Annotated in this window: 22 protein-coding genes and 2 pseudogenes; 12 read left to right on the forward strand and 12 right to left on the reverse strand. The window is 59.4% G+C overall.

Features of this window, described 5'->3' with window-relative positions:
* Positions 1–36 precede the first annotated feature (36 nt).
* From FGF54_RS14825 to FGF54_RS14850, 6 genes are all read right to left on the reverse strand, one after another.
* On the reverse strand, positions 37–1,314 hold the full coding sequence (locus FGF54_RS14825; protein ID WP_142780066.1) for an imelysin family protein: 1,278 nt from the start codon (positions 1,312–1,314) through the stop codon (positions 37–39).
* A gap of 155 nt (positions 1,315–1,469) precedes the next feature.
* Positions 1,470–2,759 (reverse strand): RsmB/NOP family class I SAM-dependent RNA methyltransferase, encoded by a 1,290-nt coding sequence (locus FGF54_RS14830; RefSeq protein ID WP_142780067.1) that lies wholly within the window; start codon positions 2,757–2,759, stop codon positions 1,470–1,472.
* Between the two features lie 61 nt (positions 2,760–2,820).
* Positions 2,821–3,189, reverse strand: a complete 369-nt coding sequence (locus tag FGF54_RS14835; protein ID WP_059759243.1) for a septal ring lytic transglycosylase RlpA family protein — start codon at positions 3,187–3,189, stop codon at positions 2,821–2,823.
* Positions 3,190–3,617: 428 nt separating this feature from the next.
* Positions 3,618–4,490 carry an SDR family oxidoreductase gene (locus FGF54_RS14840; protein ID WP_142780068.1) on the reverse strand — a complete coding sequence of 291 codons (873 nt, stop codon included), beginning with the start codon at positions 4,488–4,490 and terminating at the stop codon, positions 3,618–3,620.
* Between the two features lie 3 nt (positions 4,491–4,493).
* Complete coding sequence (gene queG, locus FGF54_RS14845) at positions 4,494–5,645, reverse strand: tRNA epoxyqueuosine(34) reductase QueG (RefSeq protein WP_125145207.1); 1,152 nt, start codon at positions 5,643–5,645, stop codon at positions 4,494–4,496.
* Between the two features lie 130 nt (positions 5,646–5,775).
* Positions 5,776–6,468, reverse strand: coding sequence for a glutathione S-transferase family protein (locus FGF54_RS14850; RefSeq protein ID WP_003520121.1), 693 nt, complete (start codon positions 6,466–6,468; stop codon positions 5,776–5,778).
* A 159-nt stretch (positions 6,469–6,627) separates the two neighbouring features.
* On the opposite strand from FGF54_RS14850, the gene FGF54_RS14855 reads away from it, so the two are divergent.
* Positions 6,628–7,434: an undecaprenyl-diphosphate phosphatase gene (locus FGF54_RS14855; protein ID WP_080852772.1), complete on the forward strand. Its 807-nt coding sequence runs from the start codon at positions 6,628–6,630 to the stop codon at positions 7,432–7,434.
* A 608-nt stretch (positions 7,435–8,042) separates the two neighbouring features.
* Here the strand turns inward: FGF54_RS14855 and FGF54_RS14870 are convergent.
* From FGF54_RS14870 to dnaN, 6 genes are all read right to left on the reverse strand, one after another.
* Positions 8,043–9,023, reverse strand: a complete 981-nt coding sequence (locus FGF54_RS14870) for a complex I NDUFA9 subunit family protein (protein WP_142780069.1) — start codon at positions 9,021–9,023, stop codon at positions 8,043–8,045.
* 121 nt (positions 9,024–9,144) lie between these two features.
* Complete coding sequence (locus FGF54_RS14875) at positions 9,145–9,432, reverse strand: DUF1330 domain-containing protein (protein WP_003520118.1); 288 nt, start codon at positions 9,430–9,432, stop codon at positions 9,145–9,147.
* Between the two features lie 20 nt (positions 9,433–9,452).
* A complete protein-coding gene (gene pyrF, locus FGF54_RS14880; protein ID WP_003503850.1) occupies positions 9,453–10,160 on the reverse strand; it encodes an orotidine-5'-phosphate decarboxylase in 708 nt (235 codons plus the stop codon).
* 4 nt (positions 10,161–10,164) lie between these two features.
* Entirely contained in the window at positions 10,165–10,761 is a 597-nt protein-coding gene (locus tag FGF54_RS14885; RefSeq protein WP_142780070.1) for a histidine phosphatase family protein, read from the reverse strand.
* 95 nt (positions 10,762–10,856) lie between these two features.
* Complete coding sequence (pmtA, locus tag FGF54_RS14890) at positions 10,857–11,450, reverse strand: phospholipid N-methyltransferase PmtA (protein ID WP_003520115.1); 594 nt, start codon at positions 11,448–11,450, stop codon at positions 10,857–10,859.
* A gap of 193 nt (positions 11,451–11,643) precedes the next feature.
* A complete protein-coding gene (gene dnaN, locus FGF54_RS14895; protein WP_031233744.1) occupies positions 11,644–12,762 on the reverse strand; it encodes a DNA polymerase III subunit beta in 1,119 nt (372 codons plus the stop codon).
* Positions 12,763–13,029: 267 nt separating this feature from the next.
* Here dnaN and rsmI point away from each other — a divergent pair, with 267 nt between their 5' ends.
* The 11 genes and pseudogenes from rsmI (at position 13,030) to FGF54_RS14945 (ending at position 22,870) form a co-directional block, all read left to right on the forward strand.
* Positions 13,030–13,971, forward strand: coding sequence for a 16S rRNA (cytidine(1402)-2'-O)-methyltransferase (rsmI, locus tag FGF54_RS14900; protein WP_142780071.1), 942 nt, complete (start codon positions 13,030–13,032; stop codon positions 13,969–13,971).
* A complete protein-coding gene (locus FGF54_RS14905; RefSeq protein WP_080852768.1) occupies positions 13,961–14,329 on the forward strand; it encodes a YraN family protein in 369 nt (122 codons plus the stop codon). Before rsmI ends, FGF54_RS14905 begins: the two co-directional genes overlap by 11 nt.
* Before the next feature lie 33 nt (positions 14,330–14,362).
* Positions 14,363–14,455 (forward strand): annotated as a pseudogene (locus FGF54_RS27795) (maltose acetyltransferase domain-containing protein); the annotation flags it as partial.
* A 270-nt stretch (positions 14,456–14,725) separates the two neighbouring features.
* Positions 14,726–14,890 (forward strand): annotated as a pseudogene (locus FGF54_RS27800) (DapH/DapD/GlmU-related protein); the annotation flags it as partial.
* A gap of 120 nt (positions 14,891–15,010) precedes the next feature.
* Positions 15,011–16,309, forward strand: coding sequence for an extracellular solute-binding protein (locus FGF54_RS14915; protein WP_142780073.1), 1,299 nt, complete (start codon positions 15,011–15,013; stop codon positions 16,307–16,309).
* 83 nt (positions 16,310–16,392) lie between these two features.
* Positions 16,393–17,361: an ABC transporter permease subunit gene (locus FGF54_RS14920; protein WP_210247424.1), complete on the forward strand. Its 969-nt coding sequence runs from the start codon at positions 16,393–16,395 to the stop codon at positions 17,359–17,361.
* 11 nt (positions 17,362–17,372) lie between these two features.
* Complete coding sequence (gene ugpE, locus FGF54_RS14925; RefSeq protein ID WP_003520108.1) at positions 17,373–18,215, forward strand: sn-glycerol-3-phosphate ABC transporter permease UgpE; 843 nt, start codon at positions 17,373–17,375, stop codon at positions 18,213–18,215.
* Positions 18,216–18,225: 10 nt separating this feature from the next.
* Positions 18,226–19,326 (forward strand): sn-glycerol-3-phosphate import ATP-binding protein UgpC, encoded by a 1,101-nt coding sequence (locus tag FGF54_RS14930; protein ID WP_142780074.1) that lies wholly within the window; start codon positions 18,226–18,228, stop codon positions 19,324–19,326.
* Between the two features lie 109 nt (positions 19,327–19,435).
* A complete protein-coding gene (locus FGF54_RS14935; protein WP_065654595.1) occupies positions 19,436–19,948 on the forward strand; it encodes a cupin domain-containing protein in 513 nt (170 codons plus the stop codon).
* 244 nt (positions 19,949–20,192) lie between these two features.
* On the forward strand, positions 20,193–21,152 hold the full coding sequence (gshB, locus tag FGF54_RS14940) for a glutathione synthase (protein ID WP_065654862.1): 960 nt from the start codon (positions 20,193–20,195) through the stop codon (positions 21,150–21,152).
* Positions 21,153–21,337: 185 nt separating this feature from the next.
* Positions 21,338–22,870 carry a YifB family Mg chelatase-like AAA ATPase gene (locus tag FGF54_RS14945; RefSeq protein WP_142780075.1) on the forward strand — a complete coding sequence of 511 codons (1,533 nt, stop codon included), beginning with the start codon at positions 21,338–21,340 and terminating at the stop codon, positions 22,868–22,870.
* The last annotated feature ends 8 nt before the right edge of the window (positions 22,871–22,878 follow it).

A 22,878-nucleotide genomic window follows, 5' to 3' on the forward strand; every position in this document is an offset into this window, starting at 1 on the left:
TAACGGGCCGCAGCGATCTGCGGCCCGCTTTACCGCTTATTTGAAGACGGCGTTCGGATTGTCGAGGCTGTCGGAGCCTTCAAGCTCGATCTTGCCGAGATCGAGCGCCGCGATGACGCGTTCGACAGTCTTCGTCTGGTCGAGAAGGCCGTCGATGGCCGTCTGAACCACGGCGTTGCCTTCCTTGTTGCCTTCGCCGATCATCTGGTCATAGGCCTCGACGGTCTGCGCGCGCTTTTCCATGGCATGCATGGCGTCGAGCGTCTTGTTCAGCTTCGCCAGCAGCTCGTCGTTCAGCGCCTTGTCCTTGGCGCCGACCAGTTCCGACAGCGAGGCGCCCGTCATCTTCGTTCCGTCCACGCGGGTATAGTCGCCGGTATAGGCCGAGGCGATGCCGATCGCGTCGTAAAGATGCGAATTGTAGGTGTTGTCGGAGAAGCAATCATGTTCCTCTTCCGGATCGTGCAGCAGAAGGCCGAGCTTCATGCGCTCACCCGCCAGCTCGCCATAGGAGAGCGAACCCATGCCGGTGAGAATGGCGGTCAGGCCCGCTTTCGGATCGGCTTCCACCGTTTTCGTGGCTTCGCCTTCCGGCGCCCAGGCATCCACCATCTCCTGAAGATCCTTGACCAGCAGGGTCGAGGCGGATTTCAGGTAATCGGCGCGGCGGTCGCAATTGCCGTTCGTGCATTTCGCCTTGTCGTAATCGGTGTAGGGGCGGTTGCCTGCGCCCGGTCCGGTGCCGTTCAAGTCCTGACCCCAGAGCAGGAATTCGATGGCGTGGTAACCGGTCGTCACATTGGCTTCGACATCGCCCGCCTCGTGCAGACTTTCGATCAGCTCGGGGGTGATCTTGGAGGCGTCGACCTCTTCACCGCTGATCTTGATCTTCGGATTGGCGATGATGTTGGCAACGTAAAGCTCGTTCTCGTCGCTTTCCGTGCCATAAGAACCGTCGACATAGTCGATCAGGCCTTCATCCAGCGGCCAGGCATTCACCTTGCCTTCCCAATCGTCGACGATCGGGTTGCCGAAACGATAGACTTCCGACTGCTGATAGGGAACGCGGGCCTTGATCCATGCTTCCCGGGCGGCCTTCAGGGTTTCTTCGCTCGGCGTTGCGATCAGCGCATCGATGGCCTTGTCCAGCGCCTTCGCCGTGGTCAGCGAATCCTCATATTTCGCATGCGCGACATCGGCATAATGCTTGACGACGGCGGCCGCGTCGGTAGCGGCCCGGGCGGGAAGCGCGGTGAAAGCCGCAGATGCGGCAAGAAGCGCAAAAGAAGCGCTGAGAATGGTTTTGCGGATCATGATCCCTCTCCTTCGGCAGGCGTGAAATGACTTCGCGCCGCGGCAAGCGAGTTCTGACCCAATCACAAACTTGTGTCAAACATTCTAGTTTAGAATGCTTTGAAACAAGACCTGGTGTTGTTTTCCAAGTAAAATCAGTGCTTGCAAAGACGGTGTTATGCTTTGCGTTTCATCAAGCAGAAGAAGAAGCCATCCGTATCTGTGGTTGCAGGCGTCAGCGTCACTGTCTTGCCGTCGGAAGAATGCGGTTTATTCGCGTTGCCGCCGAAAGTCGTCTGCCAGCGTTCCAGTGCGGAGCCGATGGAAAATTCCGGATTTTCCGCGCAGAAACGTCTTACCTGCTGTTCGTTTTCTTCGGGCAAAACCGAACAGGTGACATAAAGCAGCTCTCCGCCCGGGCGTACGAACCCCTTGGCCTGTGAGAGCGCCTCGCCCTGCTGCTGCACGCGCTCTTCCAGATTGCGGGCCGTCAGCCGCCATTTGGTGTCGGGCCGGCGGCGCCATGTCCCGGTGCCGGTGCAGGGCGCGTCCACCAGAACGCGATCGAATTTTTCCTGGAACGGCGTCAGGCCGGAAGCGCGGTCGTGTACCTGCACATTGCGCGTGCCGGCCCGCTTCAGCCGTTCGATGATCGGCGCAAGGCGCTTGCGGTCGGCGTCGAAGGCGTGGACCTGGCCCTTATTGTTCATGCTGGCCGCCATGGCCAGCGTCTTGCCGCCGCCGCCCGCGCAATAATCGAGGATCTGCTCGCCTTCATGCGCGCCGGCAAGATCGGCAACAATCTGGGAGCCCTCGTCCTGCACTTCGAACCAGCCCTTCTGGAAGGACAGTTCGGCAGTGACGTTCGGCAGGCGGGAAGGGCCTTCGCCGGCGGGAATGCGCACGCCCTGTCGGGCGATATGCGTGGCTTCCGCGCCGCTTTCCTCCAAAGCCTTCAGCACCTTGTCGCGCGTCGCTTTCAAGGTGTTGGCGCGCAGATCGAGCGTGGGCCGCTCGTTCAGCGCCTGCGCCTCGGCGAGCCAGCGCTCTCCGAAGGCGGTTTCGAAGGAGGATTGCACCCATTCGGGTATGTCGCCCTGAATATGGGTCGGTGCATCGTTGAGGGAGCGGGACAGAAAGGCCTGCTGCCTTTGTTCATCCGGTGCGGCGGGGGCGAATTTGTCGCCGTCGAATTCCGCCGAAAGGTCCGAAAAGCTCTTGCCCCATTGGCGCAGCAGCACGGCATAACCAAGCGAGGCAGCGCTGTCGTCATCCATCAGCCAGGCGTGCGACAGTTTCATGCGCAACGCGTCATAGACGATGTTGCCGATTGCAGCCCTGTCGCCGGAACCGGCGAAACGATGGGCAAGGCCCCAATCTTTCAGAGCATCGGCGACGGGACGCCTGCGTCCCTCAATATCCGCCAACACTTCGATTGCTCCGGCCAAACGCCCGCCTAAACGCATTGTCTACCTCGTTCTTGTGCTAAGCCCGGTTGGTAGACGCGAATGGCGGCGAGGGCAAGGCTCAATCGGCCTTGACGACCTCGTAGCAGACCTTGGCGGTGCCGGAGTTGATCATGCCGATGTTCTTGGCGGCTGCCTTGGAAAGATCGAGAACGCGGCCCTTGATGAACGGCCCACGGTCATTGATGCGCACCACAACGGCCTTGCCATTGCGCGCATTGGTCACCTTGACCTTGGTGCCGAACCGCAGCGAGCGGTGGGCGGCGGTCAGGTTGGCGGCGTTCATGCGCTCGCCCGAAGCAGTCTTGGAGGTCAACGCATACCACGATGCGCCTCCACAACCATTTGCCGCATTCGCCTGAAGAGGCGCAATGATGGAACAGGCGGCGATAGTTGCAGCGGTGAAAGTTATACGACGGATATTCAACAAACTGTGCTTCCCTGAAAATCGGCCCCGCGCCGATTGATTGTGCCCTTGCTAAACGGCCATGAACTGGCCTGAACGCCTTTTGATGCGAGATTGTAGGGCGAGGGAAAAATGGCGAAAAAAAGCTGACCTCAAATCACGAACTGTTACAGTCTGTAATATTCGTGATCGTTAGCCGGAAAGCTGTCGGCAGGGCATCCCGGCCAAAAGCTGGAAAAAATAACGCAGAATCAATGGATAACGGAAATGCTGTTGCAGGTCACGGCTTCGTGAATCCAGTTCACGAAATGTGAGTGAAATATTTTTCTAATGACTACGATTTTAGTGATTTTTGGATGGTTAATAAAATCCTAATTGGCTGAAATAAGACGAAAACCATCCGCAAAAGCGGGATTGGAAGGATTTTTCATCGCTTTTCAGGGGGGGATTTTTCAGCCTCGCCAGAGGCCGTTTTCCCACAATTGTCTGAGGGAGAACCTGTACTCCGGAAAGCGGAAATCGAAGCCGAGATCGCGTATTCTGGCATTGGAAACGCGCTTGTTCTCGCCATAAAAAGAGCGCGCCATCGGCGTCAGATCGGCGGTCTCGAAGGCCTGCTCGGGTGGCGGTTCCACCCCCATCAGCGCTGCTGCGAAGCTCACCACATCCTGCGGCGGGCAGGGTTCGTCGTCGGTCACGTTGAAGATGCCGCGTTCGTTTTTCCGTACCAGAAAGGCAATTGCGGCGCCGATATCCTCGACCCGGATGCGATTGAACACCTGGTCCTTCTTCACCAGCCGCCGCGCCGTTCCCTTCTCGAAATTCATGAAAGCATTGCGCCCGGGGCCGTAGATTCCGGAAAGGCGCAGGATGGAAAGCGGCACAGCCGCCTTTTCCGCTGCCGCAGTCCAGGCGGTTTCCGCAGCCACCCGTTCCACGGATCGCGCGGAGACCGGGCGGCAGGGCGTTGTCTCGTCCACCCAGGCGCCGCCATGGTCGCCATAAACGCCGACGGTGGAAAGATAAGCGACCCATTTCAGATTGGGCATGAGCTTTTTCAGATCGCCGCCCAGAAGCGCAAGCAGCGGATCGCCACCCTTGCCCGGCGCGACGGATTGTACGAGATGCGTGATATTGCCCATTGCGGTGACGAGCGCGTCATTGAACTGAACGCCGTCAAAGAGGAGGGGCGTCATGCGTGCGGCGACGAGGTTTGGGAACTTGTCCTGGCTTCGTGTGGTTCCGGAAACGCTTGCTGCTTCGGTTCTCAGCGCGTTAGCGATGGCTTTCCCAGAATATCCCGCGCCAAAAATCATCACATGCATACGTCACGCCTCTGCCAGTTGCCATTCCATTTCCGCCTCCGGATCAGGCTCCGGCGCGCGACCGGCAGAGTATGTACGGAATTCGTCCCTGTCCATAAGTCGCGACAAAGCCCACGCGGCCATGCCGCGTACTTCGGGCGAAGGGTCGGTTTCGGCAAGCGCCTTGCATCGTTCCACGAATTGCCGGTCGGCCGAGTTGCCCGCCGCGATCAGCACATTGCGGATGAAGCGATTGCGGCCGATGCGCTTGACGGGTGAGCCGCTGAAGAAACCGCGAAAGGCTGCGTCATCGAGCGTGAGCAGGAAGGCGATGGAGGGTTCCTTCAGATCCTCGCGCGCCTGCAATTTCATCTCGGAGGCGCTCGCTGCAAACTTGTTCCACGGACAGGCGGCAAGACAGTCGTCGCAGCCATAGATGCGATTGCCGATCATCGGCCGGAATTCGTGCGGGATCGGCCCCTTGTGCTCGATGGTGAGATAGGAGATGCAGCGGCGCGCATCCAATTGATAGGGCGCGGGGAAAGCGGCCGTCGGACAGGCATCGAGACAGGCGCGGCAGGAGCCGCAATGGTCCCTTTCAGCCTCGTCAAGACAGAGTTCGGCCGTGGTGAACATGCTACCGAGAAACAGCCACGAACCATGGGTGCGGCTGACAAGGTTGGTATGCTTGCCCTGCCAGCCGAGACCGGCGGCGGCGGCAAGCGGTTTTTCCATTACCGGTGCGGTATCGACAAAGACTTTCACATCCTCGCCGGCGCGCGCGGCAAAACGGGTAGCGATTTCCTTCAGCCGCCCCTTGATGATGTCGTGATAATCGCGATTGCGGGCATAGACCGAAATGGCCGCCTTGTCGGGTTTGGAAAGCAGGTCGCGTGGGTCTTCCTCGGGGCCGTAGTTCAGCCCGAACATGACGATGGAGCGCACGTCTCCCCAGAGCGTTTTCGGCTCTGCCCGGCGGGCCTCGGTTTCCTCCATCCACGCCATCGTACCGTGATAGCCATTGTCGAGAAACTGTCTCAGCCGTTCGGGTGCGAGCGGAATGCTGTCCGGCGCGGTGATGCGACACAGATCGAAGCCGAGCGAAAGCGCTTCCTGACGAACGAAGTCCGTCAGTTTACGCGCGCGTATTCGCTGCTTTTCGCTCGCGACGTCGATGGTCGTTTCTCCTGCGGGTTATTCTGCGGCATATATAATGCATGTCGCCCGAAAGTGTGCAGCGGTTTCGGGACAACGACATGCTTTAGATACAGCCGCAGGCCACAGCAAATAACCGGGAGGGCAGACCTCAGAAGTCCAGATCGGCGTAGTGGGAGGAAGGGGCAAGGCGCGGAATGCGTTCGCTGAGGAACGGCCGGAAGGAAGGCCGGGATTTCACCCGCTGATACCATTCCTTGGCAATCGGCGCTTCGAGCCAGTTGATCTCACCGAGATAGTCCAGCACCGAGACCGCGGCAGCCGCGGCAAGATCGGCATAGCTCAACCGGTCGCCGGCAAGCCAGGTGCGCGAGCCAGCCAGCCATTCGAGATATTTGATGTGCTGGCGAATGTTGTTGCGGGCGGTGCGCAGCAGCTTGGAATCCGGCGGTCCGCCACCCTGCGCCGCCGTCATCTGCAATTTATAGACCCGTTCCCGCACCAGCGGCCGGGTCACGTCGTTTTCCATTTTCTGCAGAAACCATTCCGTCAGCCGGCGGATTTCCGCGCGCTGAAACGGGTCTTCGGCGAGAAGCCGACGGTCGCGCTTCAGAACCCCATGCGTTTCGTCAAGAAATTCCGCAAGCACATAAGGCCCGCTCAGCGAGCGCATATTGTCGTCCAGATAGACCGGCAGGGTGCCGGCCGGATTGAGCGCCAAAAACTCCCGCCGTCTTTCCCACGGCTGCTCCTCCACGAGATCGGTCTGGAACCCGTATTCCGCGAGGATCAGACGAACGAACCGGGATGCGGTCGACATCGGAGAGTGATAGAGAGTTGGCATCGGTACTCAATTTTTACGATTGGTTGTCATGATCGGCATTTGCCGAAAAACTTTTTCAGTTTCGCTTCATCAAGACGCTATAAGAGCTTGGCTACTTTAAAACAAGTTTAACGCAATTGCCTTCCATTGCCACTTTCCCCCTGAAAAGAAGGATACCTCATGGGTGACCAATCGATCATCAGCGCGCTTCTGCTGGGCATTATCGAGGGTCTGACGGAGTTCATTCCCGTCTCCTCAACGGCGCACGTGCTGCTGGCCGGGCATTTCCTCGGCTTTAAATCACCCGGCAACACCTTTGCCGTTCTTATTCAGCTCGGTGCGATCCTTGCGATCCTTCTTGTTTATTTTCAAAAGCTTGTGTCGATTGCGCTCGCTCTGCCGACAAGCGCGAAAGCGCGCCGCTTCGTGCTGGCCGTCGCTCTCGCTTTCCTGCCGGCGGCGATAATCGGCGCTTTGGCGCATGACTTCATCAAGACCGTGCTGTTTGAAACGCCGATGCTCATCTGCGTGGTGCTGATCATCGGTGGCGTCATTCTGCTCGGCGTCGACCGCATGCCGCTGAAACCGAAATATACCGACATCATGGATTATCCGCCGTCGCTTGCCTTCAAAATCGGCCTCTTCCAGTGCCTTGCGATGATTCCCGGCACGTCGCGGTCCGGCGCCACAATCGTCGGGTCGCTGCTGATGGGAACGGACAAGCGCTCCGCCGCCGAATTTTCGTTCTTCCTGGCGATGCCGACCATGCTCGGTGCTTTCACGCTCGATCTTTACAAGAACCGCGATGCGCTGAGCTTCGATGACGGTGCGCTGATCGCCGTCGGTTTCATCGCCGCTTTCGTCTCCGGCCTCTTCGTTGTTCGTTCCCTGCTGGATTTCGTGTCACGGCGGGGCTTTGCACCCTTCGCCTGGTGGCGCATCGCCATCGGTTCGCTGGGACTGATCGCGCTTCTGGTTCTGGGTTGAACCAGGGGCGGGAATAATCTCCGTTCGCGACGAACGAACAGAAAAAGAAAAAGCGCCCCCGGAGAACCGGCGGCGCTTTTTCTTTGAAACTTTTAAAGGCCGATCAGTTGGTGCTGATCGAAGCCGTTGCACAGGGGTCGACGCCATAGGCGGGAGCGCAACCGCTCTTACCCGCTGCAACCGTTCCCGGCGCCATGAAAGAACCCGCCAGAACCACCAAAGCCGCACACGCAAAAAAGAGTGCGATAGATCTGCCCATTTTATGATTGCCTTTCAGACGTTCGTTCGCGCGGATCATGCCGCCGTGTGTGAATTGAGTGGTCGGGATATGTTTGGAATGTGGCGAATATCAATAAAGCAGCTTGTTGAATACCGGGTTAATACGAAGTCTTTTCCACAGTTGCGCTTGTGCCACGCTTGCCTGTGGAGGCCGGACCGCCGTTAACTTTTACCCGGCTCTGCAAAACAGCCCTGGTTCATTCAATGCCTCCCTTGCAGTTGAGGGGAAAATGCACGAATAGCGGTTTGGTTGCAATTGAATTGCGCAAAAACAAAAAGCGGGAATGGCTCCCGCTTTCGTTTATGATCGATGAGGCTGAAGATGGGCTTCAGGCCGCTTTTCCGGCATTGGAGAACTGGCCGTGCGGGCGGTATTGCACCATGTAGGAAGGCAGAATGGACGCGACGCGAACGGGGCTGATGCCGATGCCTTCCAGTGTCAGGCCGTTCTTTTCGGCGTCAGTGGAAACGACATTGTCCTTCTTCAGCATGGTCACCTGATCGGACGTCAGCGGCGGCGCAATCAGCGGCACCATTGAAGCGATCTTGCCAATCATCGACGCGACGCCGAAGGGCAGGTTGACGAAGGGACGCTCCCGATAGGTTGCGGCAAGAACCGCCTCGAGACAGTCACGGAACGTCATGACATCCTGACCGCCGAGTTCATAGATCGCGCCGGGCTTCAGCTTGCCATCGACGCCAAGGGCGACGGCTTCCGCGACATCCTCGACATAGACCGGTTGGAACCTGGTTTTTCCGCCACCGATCAGCGGCAGGAACGGCATGCTGCGGGCCATTTTTGCGAACTTGTTGAAGAAATCGTCTTCCGGTCCAAAAATGATCGACGGGCGCAGGATCACGGCGCCAGGCAGAATGGAATGAATGGCGGCTTCGGCCCGGCCCTTGGTGCGGCCATAACCGGTCGGCGAACTGGCATCCGCGCCGATGGCGGAGATATGCGTCAGCGTGGCGCCGGCATCGCGGGCCGCCTCGGCAATGGCTTTCGCACCGAATTCCTGTACGGCGTCAAAGGTGTTGCGACCGCTTTCGGTCAGGATGCCGACGCAATTGACCACATGGTCGGCGTCTTCCACGGCTTTGACGATGGAGTCGCGATAACGCAGGTTCGCCTGGGCGAAGGAAATCTGGCCGACATTGCCGAGCGGCTGCAGAAAACCGGCGAGATCCGGGCGGCGCACGGCGACGCGGATGCGGTAACCGCGCTTCGCCAGTATCCGCACGACATGCCGCCCGACAAAACCCGAACCGCCGAAAACGGTGACGAGGGGTGGAAGGTTGGCCAAGGTCATGGGAGGCTCCTCAGAAGCTATCGATAAAGCGTTTTTCAGTCTCTTAGCCCAAAGCCGCGCGCGCGTGAAGAGATGTTGTCGCGAGGCTAAAAGCCGGTTCGGGAAATGCGGTTGACGGTCGTCAAATTCCTTCGACGATCATCATCTCCGCATCCGCGACTTCCTGGCGGATTTTGGCCGCGGCCTGATATTCGGGAGAATTATAGCAGTCTATGGCGTGTTGCACCGACGGGAACTCGATGACGACGTTACGTGCACGCGCCTTGCCCTCCAGCTCGGTCAGCGCGCCGCCACGGGCCAGGAAATTGGCGCCGAACCGCTCGAAAGCGGGCTTAGCCGTCGTGACATAGTCCTTGTAACGCTCACTATCGCGCACATCGACGCGGGCGATCCAATATCCCTTTGCCATTTCATCTCCTCCGATTGTCGTTACTGATTGGCCGGAAAGCTGGCGCGCAGCATGTCGTCAAGAATGGCGCGGGCCGCCGCTTTCGGGTCTTCCGCCCTGACGATCGGGCGGGCGACGACCAGATGGCTCGATCCGGCCTTGATGGCGTCGTAGGGTGTCATCACCCGCTTCTGATCGCCGAGATCCGCGCCGGCCGGGCGAATGCCGGGGGTGACGACAGCAAGGTCCGGACCGAGGATTTCGCGCACGGCGGTCGATTCTTCCGCCGAACAGACGATGCCGCCCATGCCCGCCTCGCGTGCCTGCTCCGCCCGGCGCAGCACCAGCGAACGGGCGTCAGAGGCATAACCCGCCTCGGCGAGATCGACGTCGTCCATCGACGTCAGCACGGTGACACCCAGCAGGCAGAGACCGGAGCCTTCGGCGGCCTTGACGGCAGCGCGCATCGCCTTGGGATAGGCATGTAGCGTCAGCATCGACATGCCCATGCGGGCGATGTTTTCGACACCGGAGGCGACGGTGTTGTCGATATCGAGCAGCTTCATGTCGAGAAAGACCTTCTTGCCGCTCTGGACAAGGTCGCGCGCAAATTCGAGACCGCCGGCAAAGACCAGCTGATAACCGATCTTGTAGAACAGAACCTCGTCGCCGATCTTCGACACGATGTCTTCGGCTTGCTGCACAGTCGGAACATCCAGCCCGACGATGAGTTTTTCGCGCGCGGTCATTGTCTTATCCCTGCCATGTTTCCATTGCCGTCCAGTCGCATGTGGGGGACGCGGCTGCAAGTGAAAAGTCGGCGATGGGGAAGCGAAAGAGATTGCCGCCGCCGGGCGGCTGGTCCTTGCTGCGACTGATGCCGCGGCCTTCGATATGGCATTTCAGAAGCGTACCCACGCCGCCATGGCCGACAAAGGCAATCGGCTGCTGCGGGTCGTGCCGGTCAAGAACGGCTTTGACCGCCCCGACGATCCGCGCCTGCGCGTCGATTGCACGCTCCCAACCATAAAAGCTTTCCTCGGGATGGGCGAAGAACCAGTCCGCCGCCTTTTCGAATTCCGGCGGCGGCAGGAAGCCGGTGGCGGACCGGTCGTTTTCATGCATCGCCTCCACGATGTCCATTTCCGCCCCGGAGGTTTCAGCCAGGATGCGGGCGGTTTCGATCGCCTTGGTTTCGGCGCTGGAAACGATGCGGCGCAATGTCCGTGCCCAGGGCAGGCGGCTTGCCTCGCGCGTCCGCTCGGCCCCCCTGTCCGAAAGCCCCCATTCGGGAACGGGAACAGCCGGATCGATCTTGACCTGGGGGTGGGTGATGTAGAGCGCATGCATGGCAATCGGTCCTCAAGGACGATGGAAAGGGCAAATCGACACCCTAACCATTCGTCACGACCGGGAAATGACGGGTTCCGGCACTCTGTCGAATATCAGGCCCGCGTATAGGTCCACAATTGCGCCGGCGGAATATTGCGCACGATGAAATCGAAATGGCGGATGTGGTAGAGATGCGGCTGCGCGACGATGGGGGAAATCGGGCCGTAGGATATCTGCACGACGGGGCGGCCATGGGGCACGCGCTTCAGCAATTCGTCGAGAAGCTTGATACGGGCGGCCATGGGGAAATTCAGCATCGGCACGGCGGAGACGACGCTGTCGAACATCTGGCCCTTGTGTTCGCCAAGCGTCGCATCGAGATCGAAGGCGTCGCCATTGACGAAATTGACGCCCGGATAGCTCCTGAGCAGCTGATTGTAGAAATCGGTCGAATATTCGATGGCGGTCAGGTTCTCCGGCTTGATGCCGCGCGCCAGAATGGCCTTGGTGATGACGCCGGTGCCGGGACCGAGTTCGAGAACCGGCAGGCCGGAATGGGGATTGATGACACTCGCCATTTTTTTCGCCGTGATGGACGATGTCGGCACAATGGCCCCGACTTTTTTCGGCTGGCTGACCATACCCTTGAAAAAGCGGATTTCTTCTTCAAATTTCTGTTCAAGCCGTTGCTTCAGGTTAAGTGCCATAGTTCCCTCAGATGCTTTTGGTCATTGTCAAAAAACTGTTACGCAATGTTGATCCCATTTGGCGCAAAAACAAGGCAAAATGTCGTAACTGGAAAAATTCGCTTACGGTTTGAAATGCGCCGTCACCGAATCAAAAAAAGCCGGTGAAGCGTTCCACCGGCTTTTTTGATGAAATTTGCGGAAAATTCCCGTTTCAAACGCGCATCGGCATCAGAACATAAAGCGCATCGTCGCCAGCGGTGTCGCGAACGAGCGTCGGCGAGCCCGCGTCGGCCAGCAGGAAAATCGCGTCGTCGCCGGAAAGCTGCGAGGTGATGTCGAGGAGATATTTGGCGTTGAAGCCGATTTCCATCGAATCATTGTCGTAACCGACAGCCACTTCTTCCGTAGCACTTCCCGAATCCGGGTTGTTGACGGTCAGCGTCAACTGGCCGTTGGTGAGCGCGAGCTTCACGGCGCGGCCGCGCTCGGAAGAAATGGTCGAGACGCGGTCGACAGCCTGCGCGAAGGTCTGGCAATCGACGCGCATTTCCTTGTCGTTGCCGGTCGGGATCACGCGCTGATAATCCGGGAAGGTGCCGTCGATCAGCTTCGAGGTCAGGACGACCGAACCGATGGTCAGGCGGATTTTCGCATCCGAGACTTCGACGGTGACTTCCAGCTCAGGGTTGTCCATCAGCTTCTGCAACTCGCCGACGGTCTTGCGCGGAATGATGATGCCAGGCATGCCTTCGGAACCGGAGGGCGCATCCACATCGGCGCGCGCCAGGCGGTGGCCATCGGTCGCGACGGCGCGCAGCTTCAGGTCGCCATTGCTTTCGATGGTATGGAAGAAAATGCCGTTCAGGTAATAACGCGTTTCTTCGGTCGAAATCGCAAATTGCGTCCGGTCGATCAGCATCTTCAGATCGGTCGCCTTCAGTTTGAAGGTGTGGCTGAAGGTGCCGGCGGTCAGATCAGGGAAATCCGTTTCCGGAAGGCATTGCAGCGAGAATTTCGAACGGCCGGAGGCAACCGTCATCGAGGAGCCGTCCGGATTGGTCGCCAGAAGCACTTCGGAACCGTCCGGCAGCTTGCGCACGATTTCATAAAGCAGATGCGCCGGCACGGTGGTGGCGCCTGCCTGCTCCACCATGGCCGGTGTCGCTTCGGTGATTTCGAGATCGAGGTCGGTCGCCTTCATGTCCAGATTGGCGCCGGAGGCACGCAGGAGGACGTTGGACAGGATCGGGATCGTGTTGCGACGCTCGACGACCCGGTGGACGTGGTTCAGCGATTTCAGAAGGTTCGACCGCTCAAGAGTAATACGCATGGACGCTACCGCTTTCAACCGTTGCGAACCGGCCACCGCCGGATCGGCAAGAAGAGTCTTCACCGGCCAGAAAGCCGGATAATGTGGACGGGCAAAATGGCAGAGTTATTGCAGGAAATGCAAGAGCCGAGTGCATCTGTCACGGGTCATTTTGCTGCTATACAGCATGATCCACAGGCTGGGGGCGTCCGTGGACCTTGTTCGCCGGTTTTCTATTGCCCATAAAGAGAGGAAACCAGAGCGACCGGCCGCGAGCAATCGGCCAGAATGATTGGAAGCCGTGTGACGGAAGAAATATCGAACAACGACTTGAGAGATGCGACAAAGAGTTTCAGGATCGGCACGGCCACCATTCCGGCGCGGCCGCTGGAGCCGGCGCTTTATCTCGTGGCCACGCCCATCGGCAATCTTGGCGATATCACCATCCGCGCGCTGGAAACGCTGGCCTCGGCCGATGTTCTCGCCTGCGAGGATACCCGCGTCACCCGCATCCTGCTCGAACGTTACGGTATCCGCACCCGCCCGCTCTCTTATCATGAGCACAATGCAAACGAAGCGGGGCCGAAGCTCATTGCGGCGCTTGAGGCGGGAAAATCCGTGGCGCTGGTCTCGGATGCCGGAACGCCGCTCGTTTCCGATCCCGGTTACCGCCTCGGCCAGCTCGCGCTCGAGGCCGGGCATCGTGTCGTGCCGGTGCCGGGGGCATCCGCGCCGCTCGCTGCCCTCGTGGGTTCGGGAATGCCGAGCGACGCTTTCCTGTTTGCGGGCTTCCTGCCGGTGAAGGATCGCGGCAAGCGCGACCGTTTTGCCGAACTCGCGAAAATTCCGGCCACCTTGATCTTCTTTGAATCGCCGCATCGCATCGGCGCTTCCGTCAAGGTCGCGTCCGAAGTGCTCGGCCACGACCGCCGCGCCGTGGTCTGCCGCGAGCTGACCAAGACCTTCGAGGAGTTCCGGCGCGGCACGTTGGGCGAGCTTGCGGATTATTACGGTGGCGACCGTGTGGTGAAGGGTGAGATCGTGCTTCTGGTGGAGCCGCCCTCCTATGACGAGATTCCCGATATCGAGGATGTCGAGAAGCTGCTGAAGGATCTTGTCGCCACCATGCCCGCCGCCAAGGCGGCAGGCGAAGCCGCCAAGCTGACGGGCCTTCCGCGCAAGGAGCTCTATCAGAGGCTGCTGGATATGAAGGAAACGGATGGCCGCTGACGGGCGAAGCAATAAAAGGCGCAAGGCCGAGCGACGCGGCCATGCCGCGGAATATTGGGCGGCACTTTATCTGCTGCTGAAGGGATATCGCATCCTCGCCATTCGTTATCGTACCCGGCTGGGGGAAATCGATCTCATCGCCCGCAAGAAGGACCTCGTCGCCATCGTCGAGGTCAAGGCGCGAACGTCCGGCGAAGGTGCCGTGGATGCCGTCGGTTTCCATTCGCAGCAACGCATTCGGGCGGCGGCCGATCTATGGCTCGCCCGTCGCAAGGATGCCGCGCGGTTTTCGCTGCGTTTCGATATTGTCGCGGTCCTGCCGCGACGCCTGCCGCAGCATTTTATCGACGCCTTTTGAGGGGAGGAAAACATGTCCACCGAGCGGGAAAAAATGGCCGCGGGCGAATGGTACAGCTGCATAAATGCCGAGCTGGATATATTGCGCTGGCGGGCACGAGGGGCCGTCCACCAGCACAATACGATGCCGCCGGATGAGCGCGGGGCAATGGCCCCCTTGCTACGGGCTCTGTTCGCTTCTGTTGGTGACGGGGTATTTATCGAAGCGCCGTTTCATTGCGCTTACGGCTTCAACATTACGCTGGGCAAAAATGTCTATCTCAATGCGGGCTGCACCATTCTCGATTCCGCGAAAGTTACGATAGGCGATGGTGCGATGCTCGGGCCTGCGGTGCAGATTTATTGCGCGGAACACCATCTGGACCCGGTGCCGCGAGCGCAAGGCATTGAAATCGCAAAGCCCGTCACGATCGGCCGTGATGTCTGGATCGGCGGCGGAGCGATCCTTCTGGCTGGCATCACCATCGGTGACGGAGCGATTGTCGGCGCCGGTTCGGTGGTGACGCGCAATGTGCCGCCGGGCGCGACGGTGGTCGGTAATCCCGCTCGGCCCATAAAGCGCATGATCGACTGAGATTTTCGTCAGTTGCTGTAATAAATCTGACATCGAACTGTCAAAGAGGCGTCATGGAACGTCTCTATTCGCATCCTCATCCCAATAAATGGTGGAGAGGATTTAGTAATGTTGAAGAAGATTTCCATGGCCGCAGTGGCCGTCAGCATTTCGGCGACATCTTCCATGGCTGCTACCAACATCACCTGGTGGCACGGCATGGGCGGCCGCAATGGCGAAGTCATCAACGAAGTCGCCCAGAAGTTCAACGAAGCCCAGAAAGAATGCGCTCTGACGCCGGTTTCCAAGGGCTCCTATGAAGAAGCCCTGGCCAGCGGCATCGCTGCTTTCCGCTCTGGCGAACAGCCGAACATCCTCCAGGTTTTCGATGCTGGCGCCGCGACCATCATCAACGCCAAGGGCGCCGTCATTCCTGCCGAAGACCTTATCAACAAGGCCGGTTACAAGTTCGACCGCGACGCCTTCATCAACGGCGTGCGTTATTTCTACGCTGCCGCTGACGGCAAGTTTGTCGGCATGCCGTTCAACTCCTCCGCCCCCATCATGTACGTCAACGACGAAGCCCTGAAGAAGGCCGGCGTCGAAGCCCCGAAGACCTGGGAAGAGTTCGAGCAGGTTGCGCCGAAGCTGAAAGAAGCCGGCTACATTCCGCTCGTTCAGTCGCAGCTCACCTGGCAGTTCACGGAGAACTTCTTCTCCCGCAACAACATCCAGTTCGCCACCAACAATAACGGTTACGACAGCGTCACCGACACCAAGCTCAAGGTCACCGACCCGAACCTCGTCATGATGTTCGACAAGCTGAAGGACTGGAAGGACAAGGGCCTGTTCGCCTATTACGGCGCCGGCTGGAACGACAACCAGAAGCCCTTCGAAGAAGGCAAGGTCGCGTTCTGGATCGGTTCTTCGGGCTCCTTCGGCGGCCTGCAGAAGACGGCGACCATGCCCTTCTCGGCAACCTTCCTTCCCTACTGGGGCTCCATCAAGGGTGCCGGCACCAATTCCTTCATCGGCGGCGCTGCGCTCTTTGCAATGTCGGGCAAGTCTGAAGCCGAAAACAAGTGCGTGGCCGACTTCTTCCAGTTCCTGACCTCGCCGGAAATCCAGGTCTTCTACCACAAGGCAACCGGTTACGTCGCCATCACCAAGGCGGCTTATGAAAAGGCCAAGACTGAAGGCTTCTACAAGGAGAAGCCGGTCGCGGAAGTCGGTATCCAGCAGCTCTCGCTGCCGGGCGGCGAATGGTCCAAGGGCTACCGCCTCGGCTTCTACCCGCAGATCCGCGCCGTCATGGAACGCGAATATAACCGCATCTTCTCCGGCGAAGTTACGCCGAAGGCCGCTTTTGAGATCATCGAGAAGGAAGGCAACGACCTGCTCGCCCGTTTCGCCAAGACGGCCGGCTGATCGCCTGTTTCGAAACCAATGACCATTGCCGAGCCTCCTTTCCCACGGAAGGGAGGCTCGCTCTCGGATAAGGAAGCGCAAGCGTGGCCTATACATCGTCTCAACCGCGCCGGTTTTTGTCCGGCTGGTCCGCAAAGGCTGGAAAGCCCGCCAAACCTGCCGACGCCGGCATGAAACGCGTGCAGTTCTCCTCGTCCTACGTACCTTACCTGTTTCTGGCGCCGCAGCTTGCGGTGATTTTCATCTTCTTCTACTGGCCATCGGTTCAGGCCATACATTCGTCCTTCTATATCGAAGACCCGTTCGGTTTCGGCGCTTCCTTCGTCGGACTTGCCAATTATTCGGATGCGATCTTCAGCCCCGAATATCTCAGCATCGCCAAATTCACGGTTGTCTTCACCGTGCTGGTCACCTTCTTTTCGCTGGCGCTCGGCCTGCTGCTCGCCGTCAAGGCCGACGCGGTCATTCGCGGCAGCTCGACATACAAGACGCTGCTGATTTCCGTCTATGCCATCGCGCCGCCGGTCGCCGGTCTCATCGGAATGATGTTTTTCGACCAGCATATCGGCCCCTTCGTCAAGATGGCCGCATTCCTCGGCTGGGACATGAAGGTCGGCCTCAATTATTTCGATACAGCCTTCGCCATGGTCGTCGTCGCGGTCTGGAAGCAGATCCCTTACAACTTCATCTTCTTCCTCTCCGGTCTTCAGGGCGTTCCGGTCTCCGTGCGGGAAGCCGCCGCCATCGACTGCCGCTCGGGCTTTCGCCGGTTCTGGACGGTGATCATGCCGCTTCTGGCGCCCACGGCCTTCTTCCTGCTGATCATCAACATCACCTATGCGCTCTTCGACACATTCGGCGTCATCGACGTGATGGTGAAGGACAAGGCGGCCAACAATCCGATCACGCTGGTCTACAAGGTGTTTCTGGACGGTTTCCGCGGCAATGACATCGGTGGCTCCTCGGCCCAGTCCGTCATCCTGATGCTGGTCGTCTTCGTTCTCACCATCATCCAGTTCCGCTTCATCGAAAAGCGCATCCATTACAATTGAGGGAAAAGACCATGTACAAGACAAAACCCCTCGATCATCTTGTGCTGATCATCGGCGCACTGTTCCTGATCTTGCCGGTCATCGTGGCCTTCATGACCTCCACCCACACCGCCGCGGAAATCCACCGCAGCGGTCTGACGATGGTTCCCGGCGACAATTTCATCGAGACTTATGAAAAGGTCCTGACCCAGAAGGGCGGCTTCACCGGGCAGATCACGGGTCTCAACATGGTGCTGAATTCGCTGATCCTCGGCATCGGTTTTGCCGTCGGCAAGATCGTCCTGTCGATGACGGCGGCCTATGCGATCGTCTATTTTCGTTTCCGGTTCGCAACGCTCGCCTTCTGGATCATTTTCACCACGCTGCTTCTGCCGCTCGAAGTGCGCATCATGCCCTCCTACGAGGTGATGAGCAAACTCGGCCTTTTGAATTCCTATACCGGCCTCATCGTGCCGCTTCTCGCTTCGGCGACGGGCACCTTCTATTTCCGGCAGTTCTTCAAATCCGTGCCGGAGGAGTTGCTGGAGGCTGCCCGTATCGATGGTGCGGGTCCGGTGAAATTCTTCATCGACGTTCTCATCCCGCTGTCCCGCACCATGATGGCGGCGATCTTCATCATCATGTTCGTTTATGGCTGGAACCAGTATCTCTGGCCCATGCTGATGACGACCGATGAGGGCTTCTTCACCCTGATGCGCGGCATCAAGTCGATCCTGCAGGTCTGGGTCGGTTCGCAAATTCCCGATTACAACGAAGCTTTCGCGCTCGCCGTGCTGGCCATGCTGCCGCCGGTGCTGATCGTCGTCATTTTCCAGCGCTGGTTCATCAAGGGCCTGACCGAAAGCGATAAATAAGGAGACCGAAATGGCCGCGATAGAAATCAGTCAGGTCTGCAAGGATTATCATGGCGGCGTGCGCGCTGTGCACCACGTCGATATCGACATCAGGGATGGTGAGTTCATCGTTCTGGTCGGGCCCTCCGGCTGCGGCAAATCCACGCTTCTGCGCATGGTAGCAGGGCTTGAGGATATTTCCGAAGGCACAGTGAAGATCGGTGACCGGGTGGTCAATCAGGCCGATCCGGCTGACCGGGATATCGCCATGGTGTTTCAGAACTACGCACTTTATCCGCATATGTCGGTGCGCCAGAACCTGGAATACGGGTTGAAGAACCGCAAGACGCCGAAGACGGAGATCGATGCGCGTGTGGCCGAAGCCGCGCGTATGCTGCAGCTCGAACCCTATCTGGATCGCAAGCCGCGCGCCCTTTCCGGCGGCCAGCGGCAACGTGTCGCCATGGGTCGCGCCATCGTGCGTAAACCGGCGGCCTTCCTGTTCGACGAGCCCCTTTCCAATCTCGATGCCAAGCTGCGCGTTTCCATGCGCGGCGAGATCAAGCGTCTGCAAAAGCGCCTCGGCACGACCTCGATCTACGTCACCCACGATCAGCTGGAGGCCATGACGCTGGCCGATCGTCTTGTGGTGTTGAATGGCGGCCGTATCGAACAGATCGGCGCACCGCTCGATGTCTATCACACCCCCGCTTCGACCTTCGTTGCGAGTTTCATCGGCTCTCCCGCCATGAACCTGCTGAACGCCGAGTTGCATGGCGATAGCCTCGCCATCGGTCCGTCGCTCTTTGCGCTCAACGGTTTCGCACCTGCCTCCGGCCCCGTGACGGTGGGCATGCGGGCGGAAGATTTCCGCCTCGCTGCGGCAGGTGAGCAGGGCTTCCCGCTTCGGGTCGATTACATCGAGGAACTGGGGTCGCAGCGCCTTATCCACGGCATGATCGGCGACCAGAGCCTGACAGTTGCTTTCCCGCCGGATGTGGAGGTTCCGTCTGCGCTCTCCGTCACGATCGCGCCGGAAAAACTTCATTTCTTCTCCAGCGAAACCGGCAAGCGCATCGCCGGCAAAGCGGAGCAGCTGGCGGCGCAGCCCGCGCAAATGGCGACAGCCTGAGTGCTTCGCAGAAATCGGCGCGATGACTAAAATTGCGCCGATTGTCAAAACCGCTTCGTTACGATCCCGATGATAGAAGACCTCCAATATTTCACGGGGGTTTTCTAATATGTCCTTCAAAATGATGTTCGCCGCCGCAGCAACCATGGCGGTCCGCACGGTGCCGATATTGCCGGCCTATTTGCGCCGGTCAAAAGACGAAGTTGTCGTCAGCGCATCCTGCACCGATCTGCGGCTTCAGCCGGCCCCCATCAATCCGGAGTGGATCATTTCCGGCAACCCCCAGGCGCGCGCGGCGGATCATTCCAGAAGCGGCGACCGTGCGTCCAGCACCGCCATGTGGGATTGCACGGCGGGTGAGTTCCGCTGGTTCTTCGGCTGGGATGAAACCGTCTATATTCTCGAAGGCGAAGTGCATGTGACCGCGGAAGACGGTTCCATCAGCATCCTGCGGGTCGGCGATGTCGCTTATTTCCCTGCGGGAACATGGGCCACCTGGCGGGTGGATGATTATGTCCGCAAGGTCGCTTTCATGCGCCGTCCGTTCCCCAAGGCGCTGGCTTTTGCCTATCGCGTCAAGAACAAGCTGTTTGCCGGCCGTTCCTATAAGCTGGCGGCCTGAACCCATAGAACATTCCAGTCGGCGGGGACCTGCATGGCTTCGCCGACGGAATTGTGAAGGTTCAATAAAACTCACACAAACCACCGCTTGCAGCAGTTGCCTTTGAATGGTCGCTGCCCTACACCTTCAGGGTTTTCTGAAGCATTTCCGGGTTTCTACCGGTCCTGCAGGGAAGCTTGAAAAGGCGAGGCAATGGGCACCGCGGGCCGACAAAGTGTCCGCATGCTGCAAGAGGAACATGCGCATGGCGAAGATCAAGAACGTCGCGATCCAGATGGATCATGTCTCCGGCATCAATATCGCCGGTGACTCCACCTTCGCCATGAGCCTTGAGGCGCAGGCGCGGGGATACCGGCTGTTCCATTATACCCCCGAGCGCCTCTCCATGCGCGATGGCAAGATTTACGCCACTGTCGAGCAGATGGAACTGCGTGACATCAAGGGTGACCATTTCTCGCTCTCCGAACCGGAGCGCGTCGATCTGTCGACCATGGATGTCATCCATCTGCGTCAGGATCCGCCATTCGACATGGCTTACATCACCTCGACCCATTTGCTGGAGCGCATTCATCCGAAAACGCTGGTGGTCAACGATCCCGTCTGGGTGCGCAACTCGCCTGAAAAGATTTTCGTCACCGAATTCGCCGATCTGATGCCGAAGACGCTGATCACCAAGGATGTGGCCGAAATCGCCCGCTTTCGTAATGAAATGGGCGATATCATCCTCAAGCCGCTTTACGGCAATGGTGGCGCCGGCGTCTTCCATTCGGCGCGCGACGACCGCAATTTCTCCTCGCTGCTGGAAATGTTCGGCCAGATGTTCCGCGAGCCTTATATCGCCCAGCAATATCTGCCTGACGTCCGCAAGGGCGACAAGCGTATCCTCTTGGTGGATGGCGAACCGGTTGGCGCGATCAACCGCGTGCCGGCGGAAAACGACGCCCGCTCCAACATGCATGCCGGCGGCCGGCCGGAACCGACGGAACTGACGGCGCGCGAGAAGGAAATCTGCCGCCGCATCGGCCCTGCCTTGCGCGAGCGCGGTTTCCTCTTCGTCGGTATCGATGTGATTGGCGATTATATGACGGAAATCAACGTCACCTCGCCGACCGGCATTCGCGAAGTGCGGAAATTCGGCGGTGCCGATGTCGCAAGCCTGCTGTGGGATGCGATCGAGAAAAAGCGCGAAGCCCAGGATTTCTGAGGCGGGCTTGCGCCGGTCCAGCTTTGTTCCACGAGTACAACTAGACACAACTAAAATACATCGCCAGCGAGAAATTGTTCGCTGGATGTTCTTGTTTTATTCTTTGCCCTGTGGCACGTTGCTTGCGGGTGGTCGCGATAGGGCATGAAGCTCTAACCAGCGCGGCCGGTTTGCGGGGGCAGGCCATGGTGGCAAGGGTCAATACGGTTGCATTTCAGGGCATAGAGGGTGTGCCCGTCGAGGTGCAGGTCATGGTCGCGCCGGGAAAGGTGGGCATCCAGATTGTCGGCCTGCCCGATAAGGCGGTGGCCGAAAGCCGCGAGCGGGTGCAGGCCGCCCTGCATGCCTCGGGTCTGGCGCTGCCGGCAAAAAAGGTCACCGTCAATCTCGCGCCTGCCGATCTGCCCAAGGAAGGATCGCATTTCGATCTTCCCATTGCCCTTGGCCTCATGGCGGCTTTGGGCGCGATACCGGCAGAAATGCTGGCACGTTATGTGGTTCTCGGCGAACTCAATCTCGATGGCACCATCGGTATGGTTTCGGGCGCCCTGCCGGCGGCGATCGGCGCCAATGCGCTTGGCAAGGGGCTGATCTGCCCGGCTGAAAGCGGACCGGAAGCGGCCTGGGCCGGCGCCGGTATCGATATTCTCGCCCCGCGCAGCCTGATTGCACTGGCCAACCATTTTCGCGGCACCCAGCTTCTCTCGCGCCCGACGCCCGCCATTCGCGCCAACCCGGTCAATCTGCCGGATTTAGCGGATATCAAAGGACAGGAGAGCGCCCGGCGCGCGCTGGAGGTGGCAGCCGCCGGCGGCCACAACCTGCTCATGGTCGGGCCGCCCGGCTCCGGCAAATCCATGCTCGCAGCCCGCCTGCCTTCCATCCTGCCGCCGCTGGAAGCGGCGGAATTGCTGGAAGTGTCGATGGTCCATTCCATCGCCGGCCAATTATCCGGCGGCAAGCTTTCGGACCGCAGGCCGTTCCGCACCCCACATCATTCCGCCACCATGGCGGCGTTGATCGGCGGAGGGCTTCGCGCCAAGCCGGGTGAGGCTTCGCTTGCTCATAACGGCGTTCTGTTTCTGGATGAGTTCCCGGAATTTTCGCCGCAGGTGTTGGATGCGCTGCGCCAGCCGCTGGAAACGGGCGAATGCATCATTGCGCGGGCCAATCATCGCGTCAGCTATCCGGCGGAAATCCAGCTCGTTGCGGCGATGAATCCCTGCCGTTGCGGCATGGCGGGAGAGCCGGGCTTCACCTGCGCCCGAGGCCCGCGTTGTGTGACGGATTATCAGGCCCGCATTTCCGGCCCGCTGCTGGATCGTATCGATATCCGCATCGACGTTCCCGCCGTCTCTGCCGCCGATCTCATCCGCCCCGTCGCGTCCGAGCCGAGTGCGGCGGTCGCCGCCCGTGTCGCTCGGGCGCGCCTTGCGCAGCAGGAACGTTACGCGGCGGCGGGATTTGCCGCCATTCGCACCAATGCCCGATGTACGACGACCCTGATAGAAAAATATGCCGAGCCGGATGCATCCGGGCTGCAATTGCTGCGCGATGCGGCCGAGCGGCTGAAGTTCTCCGCGCGCGGTTATCATCGCATTCTCAAGGTTGCCCGCACCCTGGCCGATCTGGATGGCAAACAGACGGTCGGCCGCATCCATGTGGCGGAAGCCGTGTCCTATCGTATCGCTGGCGAAAGGCTGACGGCGGCGGCCTAGAGCATTTG

This window comes from Agrobacterium sp. T29, from assembly GCF_006970545.1.
GTDB classification, from domain to species: Bacteria; Pseudomonadota; Alphaproteobacteria; order Rhizobiales; family Rhizobiaceae; genus Agrobacterium; species Agrobacterium leguminum.

What these genes read in the sequence shown, in the direction of transcription:
- FGF54_RS14825 (WP_142780066.1), bottom strand. Translation starts at nt 1,314, where the DNA reads ATGATCCGCAAAACCATTCTCAGCGCTTCTTTTGCGCTTCTTGCCGCA.
- FGF54_RS14830 (WP_142780067.1), bottom strand. Translation starts at nt 2,759, where the DNA reads ATGCGTTTAGGCGGGCGTTTGGCCGGAGCAATCGAAGTGTTGGCGGAT.
- FGF54_RS14840 (WP_142780068.1), bottom strand. Translation starts at nt 4,490, where the DNA reads ATGCATGTGATGATTTTTGGCGCGGGATATTCTGGGAAAGCCATCGCT.
- FGF54_RS14850 (WP_003520121.1), bottom strand. Translation starts at nt 6,468, where the DNA reads ATGCCAACTCTCTATCACTCTCCGATGTCGACCGCATCCCGGTTCGTT.
- FGF54_RS14855 (WP_080852772.1), top strand. Translation starts at nt 6,628, where the DNA reads ATGGGTGACCAATCGATCATCAGCGCGCTTCTGCTGGGCATTATCGAG.
- FGF54_RS14870 (WP_142780069.1), bottom strand. Translation starts at nt 9,023, where the DNA reads ATGACCTTGGCCAACCTTCCACCCCTCGTCACCGTTTTCGGCGGTTCG.
- FGF54_RS14875 (WP_003520118.1), bottom strand. Translation starts at nt 9,432, where the DNA reads ATGGCAAAGGGATATTGGATCGCCCGCGTCGATGTGCGCGATAGTGAG.
- pyrF (WP_003503850.1), bottom strand. Translation starts at nt 10,160, where the DNA reads ATGACCGCGCGCGAAAAACTCATCGTCGGGCTGGATGTTCCGACTGTG.
- FGF54_RS14885 (WP_142780070.1), bottom strand. Translation starts at nt 10,761, where the DNA reads ATGCATGCGCTCTACATCACCCACCCCCAGGTCAAGATCGATCCGGCT.
- pmtA (WP_003520115.1), bottom strand. Translation starts at nt 11,450, where the DNA reads ATGGCACTTAACCTGAAGCAACGGCTTGAACAGAAATTTGAAGAAGAA.
- dnaN (WP_031233744.1), bottom strand. Translation starts at nt 12,762, where the DNA reads ATGCGTATTACTCTTGAGCGGTCGAACCTTCTGAAATCGCTGAACCAC.
- rsmI (WP_142780071.1), top strand. Translation starts at nt 13,030, where the DNA reads ATGATTGGAAGCCGTGTGACGGAAGAAATATCGAACAACGACTTGAGA.
- FGF54_RS14905 (WP_080852768.1), top strand. Translation starts at nt 13,961, where the DNA reads ATGGCCGCTGACGGGCGAAGCAATAAAAGGCGCAAGGCCGAGCGACGC.
- FGF54_RS14915 (WP_142780073.1), top strand. Translation starts at nt 15,011, where the DNA reads ATGTTGAAGAAGATTTCCATGGCCGCAGTGGCCGTCAGCATTTCGGCG.
- ugpE (WP_003520108.1), top strand. Translation starts at nt 17,373, where the DNA reads ATGTACAAGACAAAACCCCTCGATCATCTTGTGCTGATCATCGGCGCA.
- FGF54_RS14930 (WP_142780074.1), top strand. Translation starts at nt 18,226, where the DNA reads ATGGCCGCGATAGAAATCAGTCAGGTCTGCAAGGATTATCATGGCGGC.
- FGF54_RS14935 (WP_065654595.1), top strand. Translation starts at nt 19,436, where the DNA reads ATGTCCTTCAAAATGATGTTCGCCGCCGCAGCAACCATGGCGGTCCGC.
- gshB (WP_065654862.1), top strand. Translation starts at nt 20,193, where the DNA reads ATGGCGAAGATCAAGAACGTCGCGATCCAGATGGATCATGTCTCCGGC.
- FGF54_RS14945 (WP_142780075.1), top strand. Translation starts at nt 21,338, where the DNA reads ATGGTGGCAAGGGTCAATACGGTTGCATTTCAGGGCATAGAGGGTGTG.